A 16,565-nucleotide genomic window follows, 5' to 3' on the forward strand; every position below is an offset into this window, starting at 1 on the left:
CCGGTCGGGCACAAACACGGCCTCCGGCCAGTGCCGACGCGCGAGCCGGATTCTACTCCGAGAGTGCAGGATAGTCCCGCTGCACGGCCTCGCGAACCCAGTTGGCCTGGATTGCGCGCGACAGGATCTGGGCGGTCTTGATGTCGTCGGCCTTCATGCAGAGATCGACGATGCGGCGGACGGCGTCGTCGCGCATCAGATCGTCGGAGATCTTCATCGCGATCTCCATCGCGGTGCGCGCCGCGCGTTCGTAGCGTTCGCGCTCGCCGGACTGCGCGGAAGTTCCGACGGCCTCCGCACAAGCCCTCGCATGCAGGCAGATATTGCGGATGCGGTCGGCCGCTTCGATGTCGCCGATCGGCCCCTGGACCGGCTCGTCCCAGATGTCCGCCGGGCGCGGCCTTGCAAACCACCTCATCCGATTCCGGTCCCCCCTCGGTTCGCTTGCAGCGTGTTCAGGAAACGCGGCGCGGCCCGATCGCCTCGAACTGCGCCTTCTGCTCGTCGTTCAGCGTGGCATAGAAATCATCGAGCGCCGCACGCACCGACTTGATCCCGTCCTGCATCACGTCGAGGCGCTTGCGGATCGCGGCCATGCGGGCCGGCGGTGTCATCACCTCATTGGGCTCGCAGGCCGCCTTGAGCGATGCGCTGACCTTGGCGCTGGTATCCTGCAGCACCTGGAGCGCCGCGCGCTGGGTGTCGCTCGGACGAAGCCTCTCCTCGATCGTGGCGCCGGGCCAATCGAACGCGGCGGGCACAGAGCAATTCTGCACCGGCGATCCGCTCGCGTTGTTCGATGCCGTCGCACGACGTTGATCGTCAGCCAGCGCATTGAAGCGCGCTTTCTGTTCGTCCATGAGCGAACCGTAGAACTTGTCGAGCGCCGGCTGGACCAGTTCGACCGCCTTCTGCATTGCCTCGATGCGCTGCTGCATCGCCGCGAGCCGGCCAGGGGCCGTCGCTGCGGCCTGCGTCGGGCAGGATGTGCGGATCAGCGCTGCGGCATCGACCGAGGCATTGCCGAGCGCATCGAGAGCGGCGCCCTGAGCATCGCTTGGCTGCACCGCGGCTGCAATCTGGTCGATCGGCAGGCCGACGATGGCACGGCGGTCGCTGCCGCAGAGCTGATCGAGCGGCGCGCTGCGCGCCCGTCGTCGTCCCTGCGGCTGCTGCGGCAGATAGGCCGACAGGCGATCATAACCATAGGGACCAAAAATGCCGGCATAGATGTCCGGATAGCCGTAGCCCCAGAAGCCGAGCCCGTCGCCCCAGATCGTGTAGTCGTAGAGGTCGTTGTAGGCGAACGGCCAGAACAGCGGCCCAACCCAGCCATAGCCGCCACCCGCATGTTGCCACCAGCCGCTGCTTGCGCCGCTCCAGCCGGCCAGTGCGGCCGCGGTCACGAACTGCGCGCGCGCCGCTGGATTGCTGATCAGCCGGCCATTACGAAATGCGCTGGAATTCAGGGCGTTGCGGAAGTTCGCCGGCCGTACCGCCGCATTGCGGATCTGACCGAAATTGGGGCCGCCGCGCCGGGCGCCAGTTGAGAACCGCATCCCGCGATGATGCCCGCCGCCGTGCGCGTGCCCACCGCCGTGACCACGAAAATGGCCGCCGCCATGATGACCACCCCCATGCCCGCCTCCATGGCCGCCGCCATGTCCGCCCTTCGCCAAGGCCGCACCCGCCAGCATGCAGGCAAAAGCCACCGCGGCAATTCCAATGACCGGTCGCACCATCGCACCCTCCCGCGCACAGTCCGGCCATTGAGGCATCGGAACTTGGCGGGAATTGGAACCGGCAGCACTGCCAAAAGTTCCCGGCCCCTGGAGCGCAGGCCTTATGCCTCCGGCACGATCTTGCCGGGGTTGAAGATGTTGAGCGGGTCGAGCGCCTTTTTCAGCGCCCGCATCGCGTCCAGCGCTTCGGGGCCCAGTTCCGCCTTGAGATATTTCTGCTTGCCCTGGCCGATGCCATGCTCGCCGGTGCAGGTGCCGTCCATCGCCTGCGCGCGCTCGACCAGGCGATGCATGAACTCCTCGCCGCGCGCCATCTCGCCCGCGTCATTGGTGTCGCAGACCAGCGAGCAATGGAAATTGCCGTCGCCGACATGGCCGACGATCGGCGACAGCAGATTGAGACGCTTGAGATCCTCCTCGGTCTCGCTGACGCAATCGGCGAGCCGCGAGATCGGCACGCAGACGTCGGTCGCGACCACGCCGATGCTGTCACCGGGACGCAGCGCCTTCACTGACCAATAGGCATCGTGCCGCGCCTGCCACAGTTTGGTGCGGTCCTCCGGCCTGGTGGTCCAGGAGAAATCACCGCCACCGCACTCCTTCGCAATCTCGCCAAAGGCCTTGGACTGCTCGGCGACCTCGACCTCGCTGCCGTGGAATTCCATCAGCAGCAGCGGCGTCTCCGGCAAGGTCAGCTTCGAATAGGCGTTGCAGGCCTGCACCTGCGCAGCGTTGAGCAGCTCGATGCGCGCCACGGGAATGCCGGTCTGGATCGCCAGGATGACGGCCTGACAAGCGCCGTGCACGGTCTCGAACGACACCGCGCCGGCCGCGATGGTCTCGGGAATGCCGCGGAGGCGAATGGTCAATTCCGAGATGATGCCCAGCGTGCCTTCGGCGCCGACGAACAGATGCGTCAGGTCATAGCCCGCGGATGACTTCTTCGCACGCGTGCCTGTGGTGATGATCTCGCCGTCGCCACGCACCACCTTCAGCGCCAGCACGCTCTCGCGGATGGTGCCGTAACGTACCGCGTTGGTGCCGGAGGCGCGGGTCGAGGCCATGCCGCCGAGCGAGGCATCCGCACCGGGATCGATCGGAAAGAACAGGCCCTGGTCGCGCAGGTGCTCATTCAGCGCCTTGCGGGTGACGCCGGGCTGGATCACGCAGTCGAGGTCCTCGGCATGCACCGCCAGCACCTTGTTCATGTCGCGCAAATCGATCGAGATGCCTCCGGCGGGTGCGTTGATTTGGCCCTCGAGCGAGGTACCGGTGCCGAAGGGAATGACGGGGACGCGATTTTTGGCGCAGATCCGCACCACGTCCTGGATGTCGGCGGTCTCCTGCGCCATCACCACGCCATCCGGCGGCTGGTTGGGGAGCCAGGTGGTGGTATGGCCGTGCTGCTCGCGGACGGCCTGCGAGGTGATCAGGCGGTTGCCGAAGCGTGCGGCAAGCTGCTCCAGCGCGCTCGCAAGGGCTTTCGGCTCCGGCCGCGGCGGATTATTGGTGATGGTCGTACCCACGGAATTCCTCCCGACAGAAGAACCGTGGCAAAGGACATAAAACCGGTCAAGTCAAGCGACCGGACGCATTCTAGGGAGAACATATGCCGGAGACTGCCGCCTCACCGCCCCAAGCGGAGCCGTTTCGCGCCTCGATCATGCAGATCGAGCCGCAATGGATCGACTACAACGGCCACCTCAACATGGCCTATTACAACGTGATGTTCGACCGCGCGATCGACCAGCTCTGGCTCGAGCTCGGGATGGGGCCGGCCTACATGACGGAGCGAGGCGGCTCGAGCTTCACCGCCGAATGCCACGTGCGCTATTTGCGCGAGATCCATCTCGGCGATCCCGTGCAGATCTTGGTCTGGCTGCTGGAGGCCGACGACAAGCGGCTGCACACCTTCGAGGAGATGCGACACGCGAGCGAAGGTTGGCTGTCGGCGACGTCCGAGAACATGTCGCTGCACATGGACATGACAACGCGGCGCGTCGCGCCGCTTCCGCCCGATATCCGTGAGCGTGTCGCTGCGGTCACAAAGGCCCACAGCGCCGTACCGCGGCCCGAGGGCATCGGCCGAAACGTGGCGATGCCCTCTCGGTAAGCGCTATATCCTGTTGCGGCCCCGCGCGAAGCCGACCACGGCCGAGACCAGGAACAGAACGACCGCGATGAAGAAGATGATCTTGGCGATCTCGATCGAAGCGCCGGCAATGCCGCCAAAGCCCAGGATGCCTGCGATCAGTGCGATAACCAGAAACGTCACAACCCAGCCAAGCATGGTCAAACCCTCGTCTTGATGTCTGTCTGCATCTGGCGCGGCTGGCCGCGCCACCTGCCAGACAATCTCGACGCCGGAACGATGGTTCCGGCCGGCACAGGGGCGAAATTCGCAGGGCCCGCAGGAACAAATTGACGGGCCGCGCACGTGGAAAACCTCGTCCCGCCGCCCCATATAGGCACCAATCCCTGTTAATAAGGCTCCCTTCCGCCACCCCGCGGTGCCATCGTGGGGCCGATGATTCGCATGACCGAGCCGAGCAAGATCACAACCGTCCCCGACCACCAGCCCGCCGCCGGCGGCATCGCCGCGCGTGCGCGCGCCTCCGTGGGCCCGAAATACCTTTCCGGCCTCAATCCGGAGCAGCGCGAGGCGGTGGAGACGCTCGACGGCCCGGTCCTGGTGCTGGCCGGCGCCGGCACCGGCAAGACGCGCGTGCTGACGACGCGGATCGCCCACATCCTGAGCCAGGGCCGCGCCCGTCCCGCCGAGATCCTGTCGGTGACCTTCACCAACAAGGCCGCGCGCGAGATGAAGCACCGGCTCGGCCAGATGCTCGGCCACGCCGTCGAAGGCATGCCCTGGCTCGGCACCTTCCACTCCATCGGCGGCCGCATCCTGCGCGTCCACGCCGAGCTGGCGCAGCTCAAGTCGAACTTCACCGTGCTCGACGTCGACGACCAGGTGCGGCTACTGAAGCAGTTGCTGCAGGCCGAGAACATCGACGACAAGCGCTGGCCTGCGCGCATGCTCGCCGGCCTGATCGACGGCTGGAAGAACCGCGGTCTGATGCCTTCGCAGGTGCCCTCGGGCGAGGCCGCCACCTTCGCCAACGGCAAGGGCGGTAAGCTCTATGCGAGCTATCAGGAGCGGCTGAAGATTTTGAACGCCGCCGATTTCGGCGATCTGCTGCTGGAGAACATCCGCATCTTCCGCGAGCACCCGGATATCCTGCGGCAGTACCAGCAGCGCTTCAAGTTCATCCTGGTCGACGAATATCAGGACACCAACGTCGCGCAATATCTGTGGCTGCGGCTGCTGTCGCAGGCGCCATCGAAGCCAACCACACCCACCGTCATTCCGGGGCGGCCCGAAGAGCCGAACCCGGAATCCAGCAGTGAGTCCGACGATCGAGATTCCGGGTCTGCGCCTTCGGCGCATCCCGGAATGACGGAGCGCGCGGCAATTGCGGCTCCTGCAGCCCCCACCAAAAACATCTGCTGCGTCGGCGACGACGACCAGTCGATCTATGGCTGGCGCGGCGCCGAGGTCGACAACATCCTGCGCTTCGAGCACGATTTCCCCGGCGCCAAGGTCATTCGCCTCGAGCGCAATTACCGCTCGACCGGCCACATCCTCGCCGCCGCCTCGCATTTGATCGCTCACAATGAAGGCCGGCTCGGCAAGACGCTGCGCACCGAGGACCAGGACGGCGAGAAGGTCACGGTCACCGGCTCGTGGGATTCGGAAGAGGAAGCCCGCGGCATCGGCGAGGAGATCGAGCAGATCCAGCGCCGCGGCGAGAAGCTGAACGAGATCGCGATCCTGGTGCGCGCCTCCTACCAGATGCGCGAGTTCGAAGACCGCTTCGTCACGCTCGGCCTGCCCTATCGCGTCATCGGCGGCCCGCGCTTCTATGAGCGCGCCGAAATCCGCGACGCGCTGGCGTATTTGCGCGTCATCAACTCCCCGGCCGACGATCTCGCCTTCGAGCGCATCGTCAACGTGCCCAAGCGGGGCCTCGGCGATGCCACCGTGCAGATGTTGCACGACCACGCCCGCAAGCGCCGCATTCCCCTGTTCGAAGCCGCCCGCGCGGTGGTCGAGACCGACGAGCTGAAGCCGAAGGCGCGCGGCTCCCTTCGCGACGTCGTCGCCCAGTTCGACCGCTGGCGCGCCCAGCGCGAGGTCACCGCCCACACCGATCTCGCCCAGATCGTGCTCGACGAGAGCGGCTATACCGAGATGTGGCAGAAGGACCGTTCGGCGGACGCCGCAGGCCGGCTGGAGAACCTCAAAGAGCTGGTGCGCTCGATGGAGGAGTTCGAGAACCTGCAAGGGTTCCTCGAACACATCTCGCTGGTGATGGACCGCGACGGTGGCGCCGAGGACGACGCGGTGTCGCTGATGACGCTGCATTCGGCCAAGGGGCTGGAATTCGACAATGTGTTCCTGCCCGGCTGGGAGGAAGGCCTGTTCCCGAGCCAGCGCACGCTGGACGAACAGGGCCGCGCCGGCCTCGAAGAGGAGCGCCGGCTCGGCCATGTCGGCCTGACCCGCGCCCGCCGCCGCGCCATGATCTATTTCGCGACCAACCGGCGTATCCACGGCACCTGGTCGACCACGATCCCATCGCGCTTCCTCGACGAATTGCCGGCGGCCAATGTCGAGATCACGGAATCCAAGGGCGGCTCGGCCTGGGGCGGCACCGGCGGCTACGGCGCCTCGCGCTTCGACGACATGGAAGCGTTCGGCTCCACCTATTCGACCCCGGGCTGGCAGCGCGCCCAGGCCAACCGCAACCGCAGCGGTGGCCGCAATGGCGGCGGCCGAAGCGGCGGCTTCGAGGAAGAGGCCGCAACGTTCTCCTCCTCATCATCGGGCCCCGATTTCGGCAGCTTCTCCTCGCGCCGTCGCGGTCCCCTAACGATCGAGGGCGAGCTGGTCGCCAAATCGACCGGCACCACCTCGGAGTTCTCGCTGTCCGACCGCGTCTTCCACCAGAAATTCGGCTACGGCCGCGTCACCAAGATCGACGGCAACAAGCTCACCATCGCCTTCGACAAGGCCGGCGAGAAGAAGGTCGTGGACAGCTTCGTGCAGCGGGCGTGAGGCCCGCGATATGGCTCAGTACGTTGCCATCATCGAGGACACCGATCCGGACGCCGTCAGCGTCTGGTTTCCCGACCTGCCCGGCTGCATTTCCGGTGGCGATGACGTCGACGAGGCCCTGGAGAATGCGCCTGAGGCGCTCGCGTTCTATGCGCAGGAGCTGACCGCGGACGGCCGTCAGCTCCCCTCGCCGCGGACGCTGGACCAGCTCAAGGCCGATCCCGAGTTTGCCGACGATGTGGGGAAACACACGGTCGTCCTGATCGACTGGCCGCCCCTTTCCGATGGCACCGAGTGAGGACTGTTCGCCGCACTGGCCGAACCTTTGACAGTTCTCGCCCGAACAGCCCTTGACCACCGCGAACTTCCCCGTATCAGATGCAACCCATGGTCCGGGGCTCCGTCACATTGATCGTGCTTGCATTGGGGATGCCGTCGCTCAGCGCGGCGGAGACCATGAGCTTTGGCGATTCGATCGGGAAGCTGGCGGCGAGCTGCGGTGCGGAAATCGTCGCCAATTGCCGCGGCGTCAACCCGGACTCGACCCGCCTGAAAGAGTGCCTGTCGCGCAACCGCGACGTGCTGTCCCCGCAGTGCCAGAGCGACTATCTCGGCGTGTTCGACGCCATCCAGAAGCGCGTCGCCGCGCGCGTCACGGTGGCGAACGCCTGCCAGCGTGAGATCGTCAAGGTCTGCGGCGGCTCGACCAAGGAGACCAGCAAGTCGGTCCCCTGCCTGGTCTCGACGCCCAAGGGCATCAGCAACAACTGCCTCAAGGCCGTCGACGACGCGGGGTATCGTTGATGCGCGCGAAGGGGCTCTCCACTGCCGGACTAGGCATCGCGCTGGGCTTCGCCCTGCTCGCGGGCGCTGCACGCGCGCAGACGGCGGCGCCGACCCGCGACGACATCGTCGGCAAGCTCAACCATTTCGAGGAAGCCGCCGAGGTCGATCTTCCCGCGTTGAAGCATCAGGTGATGGAGCGCGCCAAGACCAGGATCAAGAACGATCCGGGTCCGGTGAACCGGCCGCTGATCGCGCCTGACCTCGCCAAGCTGCCCGCCTTCAACGCGCAGATCCAGTTCGATGCCGACACGCCGATCATCCAGCCGGCCTCCTACCAGACCGTCGGCCGCATCGCGGACGCGCTGGTCCATTCCTCGCTGCTGCCCTACACGTTCCTGATCGTCGGCCATGTCGAATCCAATTCGAAGACGCGCGAGGCCAATGCGATCCTGAGCCAGCGCCGCGCGGACGCGATCCGCGACGTGCTGGTGAACACGTTCAAGATCTCGACCAAGCGGCTGCATCCGATCGGCCTCGGCGAGGAGCAGTTTCTCGACCGGGCCAGGCCGACCTCGGCCGCCAACGGCCAGTTGCAAATCCTGACCTATGCCAAGCTGCCTGAAGAGGCGCATCCGGCTGCGGCGCCTGCGCCTGCGGCGAAAAAGCCCGCCAAGAAACGCTGAGCGAACGCGGCCTCGCGGCTGACGGAACCCCTTGAAGTCCTGATCGTTTTGTAGCCTGTCCGGGGCGCACCAATGCGGTTTTGCGCGACAAAAGCGCCGGTTTGTGCACCGCCCGGTCCAGTGCTATAGCCTCAGTTCGCCCTTCCTGACCCCGTGCCGCATGAGACCGAAATGGGTGGCTATTTTCAGCGCCAACTTGCCGTTTATGTCGAGTACCATCGCGACCCCCGGAACACGGCGATGCATGTGGTCGGTATCCTTCTGTTGTTCACCGGCGCCGTGCTGCCGCTGACGCTGGTCAGGCTTCCGCTATTCGGTTTCGATGTCAGCCTGGCGGTGATCCTGGCCTTGCCGGTTCTGATCTATTGGCTGCTGCTCGACGTGGCGCTCGGGACCGGCATTCTGGCCGTCTCGATCGTGCTGTTTTCGGTTGCGGCGAGCATTGCGGCGCAAGTCAGCATCGCGACGATGTGGGCGATTTTCGCCGCGCTGGTGGCGCTCGGCCTCGCCGCGCAGGCCATCGGCCACAAGGTTTTTGAGGGCCGCGAAGCCTCGTTGTTCACTTTTCCTTCGCATCTTTTGCTTGGACCGATGTTCGTGATGGCAAAATTATTCATTGCATTGGGCTTCCGTCGCGACCTTGCCGCGATTCTGGCGCCTCTTCCGACCAATTCCCTTTCAACCCGATAGCTCTAGAAGCGAAACAGCAACCTTCTGCATGGCTCTCGTCCTGGTTACCGGTGGCAGTGGCTTCATCGGACATCATCTCGTAGAAGCGCTCCGCGCCCGTGGGCAGCGGGTGCGTGTTCTCGACGTCCGTGCGCCGGCTGCGGCGAACACGGACGTTGAACATGTCCACGGCTCGGTGCTGGATGGCGCCGCGGTCGATGCTGCGATCGCCGGAGTCGATCAGGTCTATCACCTCGCTGGCCTGCCCGGCATGTGGGTCGCCAACAAGCAAGATTTTCACGAGGTCAATTGCCGAGGCACCGAGATCGTGCTCGCGGCCGCAATGAAGCGCGGTGTGTCGCGCTTTTTGCACTGCTCGACGGAATCGATCCTGTTCCCCTATTCCGATCTCAAAGGCGTTCCCGCCGAAGAGGCGCTGCAGCCGGCCGATGCGATGCCGGGCGCCTATACGCGGTCGAAGTCGCTCGCCGAGCATCATGCCGCCAAGGCAGCGGCCAACGGCTTTCCGCTCGTGATCGGCACGCCGACCATGCCGATCGGTGCCGCCGACCACAATCTGACGCCGCCGACCGCGATGCTCTGGTACTTCCTCCAGAAGAAAGTGCAGCCGCATCTCAACTTCCTGGTCAACCTCGTCGATGTGCGCGACGTGGCTATGGGCCTGGTGCTGACCATGGAGCGCGGCCGCCTCGGCCAGCGCTACATCCTCGGCGGCGATTGCGTTCCGCTCGGCAACATCCTGCGGATGATGTCGGCGATGAGCGGCCGCAGGCAATATCCGGTCGTTGTCCCCGGCAGGATCGCCGAGCTCTCCGCGATCATGCTCGAATACATCTCCGATCATGTCACGCGCCGGCCGCCCAACGGCACCGCCGAGGGCGTGCGCATCGCGCTCGCCGCCAGCGACCTCTCGATCGGCAAGGCGCGCACCGAGCTCGGCTATTCGCCGCGCCCGATCGAGCCTGTCTTGCGCGAAACCATCACCCATCTGCTCGCCCGCAACGGTCAGCAAGCCTCCGGTGCCATCAAGCATCACGCGCTCACCTCGCGCGCGAGCTGAAGCCGCCGCCCAACGCAAAGAACCTTCATGTCCTTCGATTTCAGCAAGCTTCTCTCTGTCGCCTGGGGTGGTTGGACCACGACCTGGCCGACCGAACTCCTGGCCCTGCTCTGGCTCGCCTTTCTCACCAGCTGGGTCGGTGCATCGTTCTGGCAGGGGCGAACGAAGAAGCAGGTTATGACGCTGGAGTCGCAGCGCTATCGCCTGCCGATCCTGGTCGGCGGCATCCTGTACACGCCGTGGATTGCGGAGATCCTGGGCTCGAAGCCGCTCTGGGTGCTCGGCAACACCGGCATCACCATCGCCGCGGTCCTCTCGGCCGCCGGCATTGCCTTCGCCTGGTGGGGCCGGCTGCATCTCGGAAAATTCTGGTCCAACACCATCACCCACAAGGAAGACCACCGCGTCGTCGACACCGGGCCTTACGGCATCGTGCGCCACCCCATCTACACGGGGCTGATCTTCGGCATGCTGGTAACCGGCGTTGCGATCGGCCTCGTGACGACGATCCTCGGCGCGATCCTGATCTCGCTCGGCATGTGGCAGAAGGGGCGGATGGAAGAGGTGTTCTTGTCGAAGGAACTCGGCGAGGACGCCTACGGCGCCTATTGCCGCCGCGTGCCGATGATCATTCCGTTCCTGTCGCCGCGCTAAGGGCCCGAGCGCGAGACCTGTAGCCCGCCTGAGCAAAGCGACATGCGGGACCGGTCGCCCCGGATATCGCTTCGCTCATCCGGGCTACGAAATCTTGCCGAAGGAACCGCCCCTCGTCCGACCCGTTAGCCCCTCGACCTGCAACTAGCCGCAGAGCATCGAGCCATGTCGGATGCCTACGATTATTTTCGCGAGCACGCGATTGCTGCCGTTCGCAAGGCGCGGACGTTGCCGCCTGGACGGCCGAGGCAGAAGCAGCGCACGGTGGCGCGGGTCTATCATCTCTTGTCCAAGGAGGCCGCGCTGACGCCGAACCTCCATCATCTCGACGATTTTCGCGCGGCGCGGCGGCTGGAGCGGCAGATCCGCCGTTGATCCGGGCCAAGCCCGCCGGCGCTCGTCCCATGCAAATTCGATCGGCTGCCATTCCACGGGAATAGGCCCCGCGGGCGCGCCGCACAGGTTGACGCGGACCCCGTCAGCCAGTTGGATGCGCGCGCAAACAGGGGCTCCTCATGACCTTTTCCAGCATCTTCGCGCAGTTCGTCGCAGTCCTCGGCGGCATCGCGCTGCAATGGCGGAAGCTGACGGGCACCGAGCCCGCGCCGGCCTGGGGAGACAAGCCCACCATCCCCGAAGCAAAGCCGCAAGGCGCGATCCCGACGCTGAAGATGCCGACCGCGCGCGGCTGGAGCGAGGGACAGAAGCCGACGACCGCGCCCGGGCTCAAGGTCAATGCGTTCGCGGCCGGTCTCGATCATCCGCGCTGGATCGAGGTGCTGCCGAACGGCGACGTGCTGATCGCGGAAGCGACGCAGATCGCGGGCGCACCGAGGTCCGTGTTTCACTATGCGATGCAGGCGACGATGCGGCGCGCCGCCGCGCTCGGCGTGTCCGCCAACCGCATCACGCTGCTGCGCGACAAGGACGGCGACGGCGTCGCCGAAGTCAGCGGCGCCTTCATGGAGAACCTCAGCCAGCCGTTCGGCATGGCGCTGGTCGGCGACACCTTCTATGTCGGCAACACCGACGGCGTGATGGCGTTTCCCTATGCCGCGGGCGCCGACCGGATCACGGCACCGGGCAAGCGGCTCACGACGTTCAAGCCTAGCGGGCACTGGACGCGCAGCCTGCTCGCAAGCCCCGACGGCAAGAAGCTCTATGCCGGTGTCGGCTCGCTCAGCAACATCGCCGAGATGGGCATGGAGGTCGAAGAAGGCCGCGCGGCGGTGTACGAGCTCGACCTCGTCGCCGGCACGCATCGCATCTTCGGCGCCGGCCTGCGCAATCCGGTGGGCCTTGCCTGGGAGCCCAACACGAACGTGCTCTGGACCGTCGTCAACGAGCGCGACGGACTCGGCGACGAGACACCGCCGGATTATCTCACCTCGGTGCGCGACGGCGGCTTCTACGGCTGGCCCTATTGCTACTGGGGCAAGACGGTGGACGACCGCGTGCCGCAGGATCCGGCGATGGTCGCCAAGGCGATTCAACCGGACTACGCGCTCGGCGGCCACACCGCTTCGCTCGGCCTGTGCTGGATGCCGGCGGGCACCCTGCCCGGTTTCGGAGACGGCATGGTGATCGGCCAGCACGGCTCGTGGAATCGCAGCAAGCTGTCCGGCTATAAGCTGGTGTTCGTCCCGTTCGACAACGGCAAGCCCTCCGGCCCCGGTCGCGACATCCTGTCGGGCTTCCTGTCCCCGGACGAGAAGGAATCCTATGGCCGCCCGGTCGGCGTCGTGATCGGTCCGGACAAGAAGTCGCTGCTGATGGCCGACGACGTCGGCAACGTGATCTGGCGGGTGACGGGCGTTTAAGAGTTCACGTCCCGACGCAGAGCGTCGCGCGCTGCTTGCGCAGCAGCGCGATGACGGACAGCGCGGTGATGATCCCTGTCTTTGGATTTTCGGACGGGATGTTCTCGATTGCCATCGAGAACCGCGCCGAATCCGCCTCGATCTCGATGCGGTGAACGTTGCGTGTCACGGTCGGGTCCGCCCAGACCTGGATCTGGGTACGATCGGGCCCTATGCCCGCCAGCGACAGCGCAACGGCGACGTTGACATTCGCCGGAAAACCCTTCGCCGCTTCGCGCGCGCTGCCCTCGAACAGCTTGAGCGGCTCGCGCAGATTGTCGATGTCGATGTTGTTCGCGACGATGAACGGCGCACCCTTGAGCCCGTCGATCGGCTTACGCGTCACCATCTTCACCGAATGGATGGTACCGACCGCGGCGGCATTGACGGCATCGAGCCCGATCAGCGCGCCTGTCGGCACGATGATGCGGCCACCATTGGCGCGGGCGAGATCGACCAGATCGAAATTGTCGAGCAGACCGCCGACGCTGACCACGACCGCGGCCTTGCCGCGCTTCACCGCCGGCTCGACGATGGAGCGCAGATGATGGCTCGGCGCGCATTCGACCACCATGTCGGCGGCCTCGCCGAGCTGCTCGATCGGCAGGATTTGCGGCGGGCGACGCAGGCCGCTGAGAAAGGTCTGATGCTTGGCGGGATCACGCACGGCCACGGCCGAGAGCGACAGGCCCTCGATGCCTTGATCGAGCGCGGTTGCGATCTTGGTGCCGATCGAGCCTAACCCAGCAACGGCTACCCGCAGTTCGCTCTTTGACCTTTGATCCGTCATCGCATTCCCCTCTGTTTGGGCTAGTGTCTTAAACCGTCACGCTTCCCGCGCATAGCTGCGCAGGCGCGCCTCGAGCACCGCCAGCAAGGCATCGCGAGCCGGATCGCGCGAGCCGCGCAGCCAGGCGGCGGCGAGCGGTAGGCGGCCGACGGGGCCGCTCTGCTTCGGCCGGAGCGGTACGAAGCGTACGCCTGTCACGGCCATTCGTGTCGTCCAGCGCGGCACGATTGCGATTCCGAGCTTCGTTGCGACCAGATTGATGATGGTCTGCTTCTCGTCGGCGACCTGCACGATGCGCGGCGTCAACCCGGCCTGCTCGAACAGCTTCATCGTGAGATCGTGGCTGTGCGGCCGCGAGCGGCGGTCCGGCACCAGCATGGCCTCGTCGGCGATCTCGGCCAGCGTGATCGACGTCCTCTTGGCCAGCGCATGCCGCTGCGGGAATGCCACAATCGCGGTCTCCTGGAGCAGATCGCGGAATTCGAGCCGCTTGTCCGCACTGGCGGGCGGCCGAACAAAGGCGAGATCGAGCGCGCCGGTCAAAATCTTTGGCAGCAGCCGGACGGTCTTGTCCTCGAGAAGCTGCACCGCGATGTCAGGATGTTTTGCGCGGAAGTCGCGCAAGAGCGCCGGCAACAGCCCGGCCGCGGCACTGTCGATGGCGCCGACCCGGAGTTTTCGAGCAGCCCCCGCGCGCGAGCGATTGCGCAGATTGCTCTCGACCGCCTCGACACGGGCGAGGATGGCGCGCGCATCGCGCAATAGCGTCGCGCCGTCTTCCGTCAGCGACACCGCACGCGTCGTCCGCGCAAACAGCCGCGTGCCCAGATCCTCCTCCAGGAGCCTGATCTGGCGGCCGAGCGCGGAGGGCAGCATCTGGAGATGCTGCGCCGCGCGGCCAAAATGCAACTGCTCGGCCGCCGCCACGAAGCATCGAAGCTGATGCAATTCCATTCGTATCCTCTCGTCCCGCGCCACGATGATTATATCATTTTTTTGTATAAACCAACGTCAATTGAGTCTGACCTGCACTCCCGTCTAGACTCGCCGGCAACGCAGACGGCCCGACAGGCTGGCGCGATCTCTCACACGGAGCCTCCCCATGCGCACCCATTCGATCGCAGCCATTCCCGCCGACGGCATCGGCCCCGAGGTGATCTCAGCCGGCCTGCGCGTGCTGGAGGCGGTAGCAAAACGCAGCGGCGACCTCGCATTCACCATCAGGACGTTCGACTGGGGTTCGGACTATTACAAGAAGCACGGCGTGATGATGCCGGCCGACGGCCTCGCTGAGCTCAAGAAGTTCGACGCGATCTATTTCGGCGCGGTCGGCGCACCTGACGTGCCCGACCACATCACGCTGTGGGGTCTGCGGCTGCCGATCTGCCAGGGTTTTGACCAATACGCCAATGTGCGCCCGACCAAGATATTGCCGGGCGTGGCCTCGCCGCTGCGCAATGTCGGCGTCGGCGATCTCGACTGGGTGATCGTGCGCGAGAACTCGGAAGGCGAATATGCCGGCATGGGTGGCCGCGCCCACAAGGGCCTGCCGGAAGAGGTCGGCACCGAAGTCGCCGTGTTCACCCGCGTCGGCGTCACCCGCATCATGCGCTATGCGTTCCAGCTCGCGCAGTCGCGCCCGCGCAAACTCCTGACCGTGGTGACCAAGTCGAACGCGCAGCGCCACGGCATGGTGATGTGGGACGAGATCGCGGCCGAGGTCGCGACCGAATTCCCTGATGTCACTTGGGACAAGATGCTGGTCGACGCCATGACGGTGCGCATGACACTGCATCCGAAGAGCCTCGACACCATCGTCGCGACCAACCTCCACGCCGACATCCTGTCCGACCTCGCCGGCGCACTGGCCGGCAGCCTCGGCGTGGCGCCGACCGGCAATATCGATCCGCAGCGCCGCTTCCCCTCGATGTTCGAGCCGATCCATGGCTCGGCCTTCGACATCACCGGCAAGGGCATCGCCAATCCGGTCGCGACCTTCTGGACCGGCGCGCAGATGCTCGAGCATCTCGGCGAGAAGGATGCCGCCTCAAGGCTGATGAAGGCCGTCGAGCGCGTCTGCGCCGCCGGCGTGCTGACGCCCGATGTCGGCGGCAAGGCGACGACGAAGGAAGTGACCGATGCCGTGATCGAGGCGATCCACGGGTCGAATGTGTAGCTCTCTGCCTCTCCTCGCTTGCGCGGAGAGGCGAAGTAACTACTTCCGCCGCGCCGGAGCGGCCGGCGGCGCCGCCATCGCGGCCGCAGGCTCGGGCGGCGCTAGATGCCGCGGGACGATGATGGTCTGCCCCGGCGTGAGCTGGGCGTTCTCCGCAAGCGAATTGCTCTGCGCGAGCGTCCACAGCGGCACGCGATTGGCGGTGGCGATGCTCTCCATGGTGTCGCCGCGCCGCACCGGAACTCGCACACCGGAGTCCCACAATTCAACCAACGTATCCGCAGGCACGAGATAGCGCAGCGGCACGGCATCGGCCTGGGTCTGCGGCGGAATGCGCGGAAGCTGCGTCACCATCGCGACGATCTGGCGATGGATGTCGTCGGACTTCTCGATGTTGATGTGCGAGACGCGCGCGTTTTCCTTCAAGTCATAGCTCGCGTAATGGCCGCGAAAGCCGGGGACCGCGACGACGTCCCCGCCGCCGAGCACGCTGTCGGACAGGAAGATGTTGATGAAGCGTTCGACATTGAGCGGCACGTCGCCGGTCGCATGCGCGGGATCGATGGCGATGACGAGGCTGATCGGGATGTTCTCCTTGGCCGCCATCTCGGAGATGACGATCGAGCACAGCCCGCCCATGGAGTGGCCGATCAGCACGATGGGCGCCGGGGTTTCCTTGTAGCTGGAAATCGCGCGTTTGCCGATCAGTTGGCACAGCGTGAATTCATAGACGTCGGCGGAGAAGCCGGCCTGCGTCAGCTTCTCGCTGAGCCGGTCCATGCCGGTCGAGAAGATCGGTCCCATGGCGCCGCGGAACAGGTATATTTTCGGCGGCGGCAACGGCTCGAACGGTGGAGGCGCCGGCGCAGCCTGTACAGTCGCAGCGGGCTTCGACTTGGCGGGTGAGGCAGTGGCCAGGCCGGGGCTCAGGACGAGCAGCGCAATGGCTGCCAGCGCGACGAGTCGCCTCAGATCAATCATCAGTCCAGCAGTCCCACCACGG

General features: G+C 65.7%; 18 protein-coding genes. 11 read left to right on the forward strand and 7 right to left on the reverse strand.

Annotated features, from left to right (window positions below):
- Positions 1–52 precede the first annotated feature (52 nt).
- From IVA79_RS27715 to IVA79_RS27725, 3 genes are all read right to left on the reverse strand, one after another.
- Entirely contained in the window at positions 53–418 is a 366-nt protein-coding gene (locus IVA79_RS27715) for a hypothetical protein (RefSeq protein ID WP_247559007.1), read from the reverse strand.
- A 37-nt stretch (positions 419–455) separates the two neighbouring features.
- Positions 456–1,742, reverse strand: a complete 1,287-nt coding sequence (locus IVA79_RS27720; protein WP_247559009.1) for a Spy/CpxP family protein refolding chaperone — start codon at positions 1,740–1,742, stop codon at positions 456–458.
- Positions 1,743–1,843: 101 nt separating this feature from the next.
- Complete coding sequence (locus tag IVA79_RS27725) at positions 1,844–3,268, reverse strand: FAD-linked oxidase C-terminal domain-containing protein (protein WP_247559011.1); 1,425 nt, start codon at positions 3,266–3,268, stop codon at positions 1,844–1,846.
- 83 nt (positions 3,269–3,351) lie between these two features.
- Here IVA79_RS27725 and IVA79_RS27730 point away from each other — a divergent pair, with 83 nt between their 5' ends.
- Positions 3,352–3,855 (forward strand): thioesterase family protein, encoded by a 504-nt coding sequence (locus tag IVA79_RS27730; protein ID WP_247559013.1) that lies wholly within the window; start codon positions 3,352–3,354, stop codon positions 3,853–3,855.
- Positions 3,856–3,858: 3 nt separating this feature from the next.
- Here IVA79_RS27730 and IVA79_RS27735 read toward each other — a convergent pair whose 3' ends face one another.
- Positions 3,859–4,032, reverse strand: coding sequence for a DUF1328 domain-containing protein (locus IVA79_RS27735; protein ID WP_247559015.1), 174 nt, complete (start codon positions 4,030–4,032; stop codon positions 3,859–3,861).
- A gap of 237 nt (positions 4,033–4,269) precedes the next feature.
- Here IVA79_RS27735 and IVA79_RS27740 point away from each other — a divergent pair, with 237 nt between their 5' ends.
- From IVA79_RS27740 to IVA79_RS27780, 9 genes are all read left to right on the forward strand, one after another.
- On the forward strand, positions 4,270–6,864 hold the full coding sequence (locus tag IVA79_RS27740) for a UvrD-helicase domain-containing protein (protein WP_247559017.1): 2,595 nt from the start codon (positions 4,270–4,272) through the stop codon (positions 6,862–6,864).
- Between the two features lie 10 nt (positions 6,865–6,874).
- Positions 6,875–7,162 carry a type II toxin-antitoxin system HicB family antitoxin gene (locus IVA79_RS27745; RefSeq protein WP_247559019.1) on the forward strand — a complete coding sequence of 96 codons (288 nt, stop codon included), beginning with the start codon at positions 6,875–6,877 and terminating at the stop codon, positions 7,160–7,162.
- A gap of 89 nt (positions 7,163–7,251) precedes the next feature.
- Positions 7,252–7,668: a hypothetical protein gene (locus tag IVA79_RS27750; protein WP_247559021.1), complete on the forward strand. Its 417-nt coding sequence runs from the start codon at positions 7,252–7,254 to the stop codon at positions 7,666–7,668.
- Complete coding sequence (locus tag IVA79_RS27755) at positions 7,668–8,333, forward strand: OmpA family protein (protein ID WP_247559023.1); 666 nt, start codon at positions 7,668–7,670, stop codon at positions 8,331–8,333. Before IVA79_RS27750 ends, IVA79_RS27755 begins: the two co-directional genes overlap by 1 nt.
- Positions 8,334–8,504: 171 nt before the next feature.
- The gene (locus IVA79_RS27760) at positions 8,505–9,023 is read left to right on the forward strand and encodes an Mpo1-like protein (RefSeq protein ID WP_249816213.1); all 519 of its coding nucleotides are present in this window, start codon (positions 8,505–8,507) and stop codon (positions 9,021–9,023) included.
- Between the two features lie 28 nt (positions 9,024–9,051).
- Positions 9,052–10,083 (forward strand): NAD-dependent epimerase/dehydratase family protein, encoded by a 1,032-nt coding sequence (locus tag IVA79_RS27765; RefSeq protein ID WP_247559028.1) that lies wholly within the window; start codon positions 9,052–9,054, stop codon positions 10,081–10,083.
- A gap of 27 nt (positions 10,084–10,110) precedes the next feature.
- Positions 10,111–10,737, forward strand: a complete 627-nt coding sequence (locus tag IVA79_RS27770; protein WP_247559031.1) for an isoprenylcysteine carboxylmethyltransferase family protein — start codon at positions 10,111–10,113, stop codon at positions 10,735–10,737.
- 165 nt (positions 10,738–10,902) lie between these two features.
- Complete coding sequence (locus IVA79_RS27775; RefSeq protein WP_247559033.1) at positions 10,903–11,112, forward strand: hypothetical protein; 210 nt, start codon at positions 10,903–10,905, stop codon at positions 11,110–11,112.
- A 140-nt stretch (positions 11,113–11,252) separates the two neighbouring features.
- Positions 11,253–12,557 carry a sorbosone dehydrogenase family protein gene (locus tag IVA79_RS27780; RefSeq protein ID WP_247559035.1) on the forward strand — a complete coding sequence of 435 codons (1,305 nt, stop codon included), beginning with the start codon at positions 11,253–11,255 and terminating at the stop codon, positions 12,555–12,557.
- Between the two features lie 4 nt (positions 12,558–12,561).
- Here the strand turns inward: IVA79_RS27780 and IVA79_RS27785 are convergent, their stop codons facing one another.
- Both IVA79_RS27785 and IVA79_RS27790 read right to left on the reverse strand, forming a co-directional pair.
- Positions 12,562–13,386 carry an aspartate dehydrogenase gene (locus IVA79_RS27785; protein WP_247559037.1) on the reverse strand — a complete coding sequence of 275 codons (825 nt, stop codon included), beginning with the start codon at positions 13,384–13,386 and terminating at the stop codon, positions 12,562–12,564.
- A 36-nt stretch (positions 13,387–13,422) separates the two neighbouring features.
- Positions 13,423–14,340, reverse strand: a complete 918-nt coding sequence (locus IVA79_RS27790; RefSeq protein WP_247559039.1) for a LysR substrate-binding domain-containing protein — start codon at positions 14,338–14,340, stop codon at positions 13,423–13,425.
- Between the two features lie 148 nt (positions 14,341–14,488).
- Here IVA79_RS27790 and IVA79_RS27795 point away from each other — a divergent pair, with 148 nt between their 5' ends.
- Complete coding sequence (locus IVA79_RS27795; protein ID WP_247559041.1) at positions 14,489–15,562, forward strand: tartrate dehydrogenase; 1,074 nt, start codon at positions 14,489–14,491, stop codon at positions 15,560–15,562.
- A 39-nt stretch (positions 15,563–15,601) separates the two neighbouring features.
- On the opposite strand, the gene IVA79_RS27800 is transcribed toward IVA79_RS27795, so the two are convergent.
- Positions 15,602–16,543, reverse strand: coding sequence for a LysM peptidoglycan-binding domain-containing protein (locus IVA79_RS27800; RefSeq protein WP_247559044.1), 942 nt, complete (start codon positions 16,541–16,543; stop codon positions 15,602–15,604).
- Between the last annotated feature and the right edge of the window lie 22 nt (positions 16,544–16,565).

This window comes from Bradyrhizobium sp. 138 (assembly GCF_023074075.1).
GTDB lineage: Bacteria > Pseudomonadota > Alphaproteobacteria > Rhizobiales > Xanthobacteraceae > Bradyrhizobium.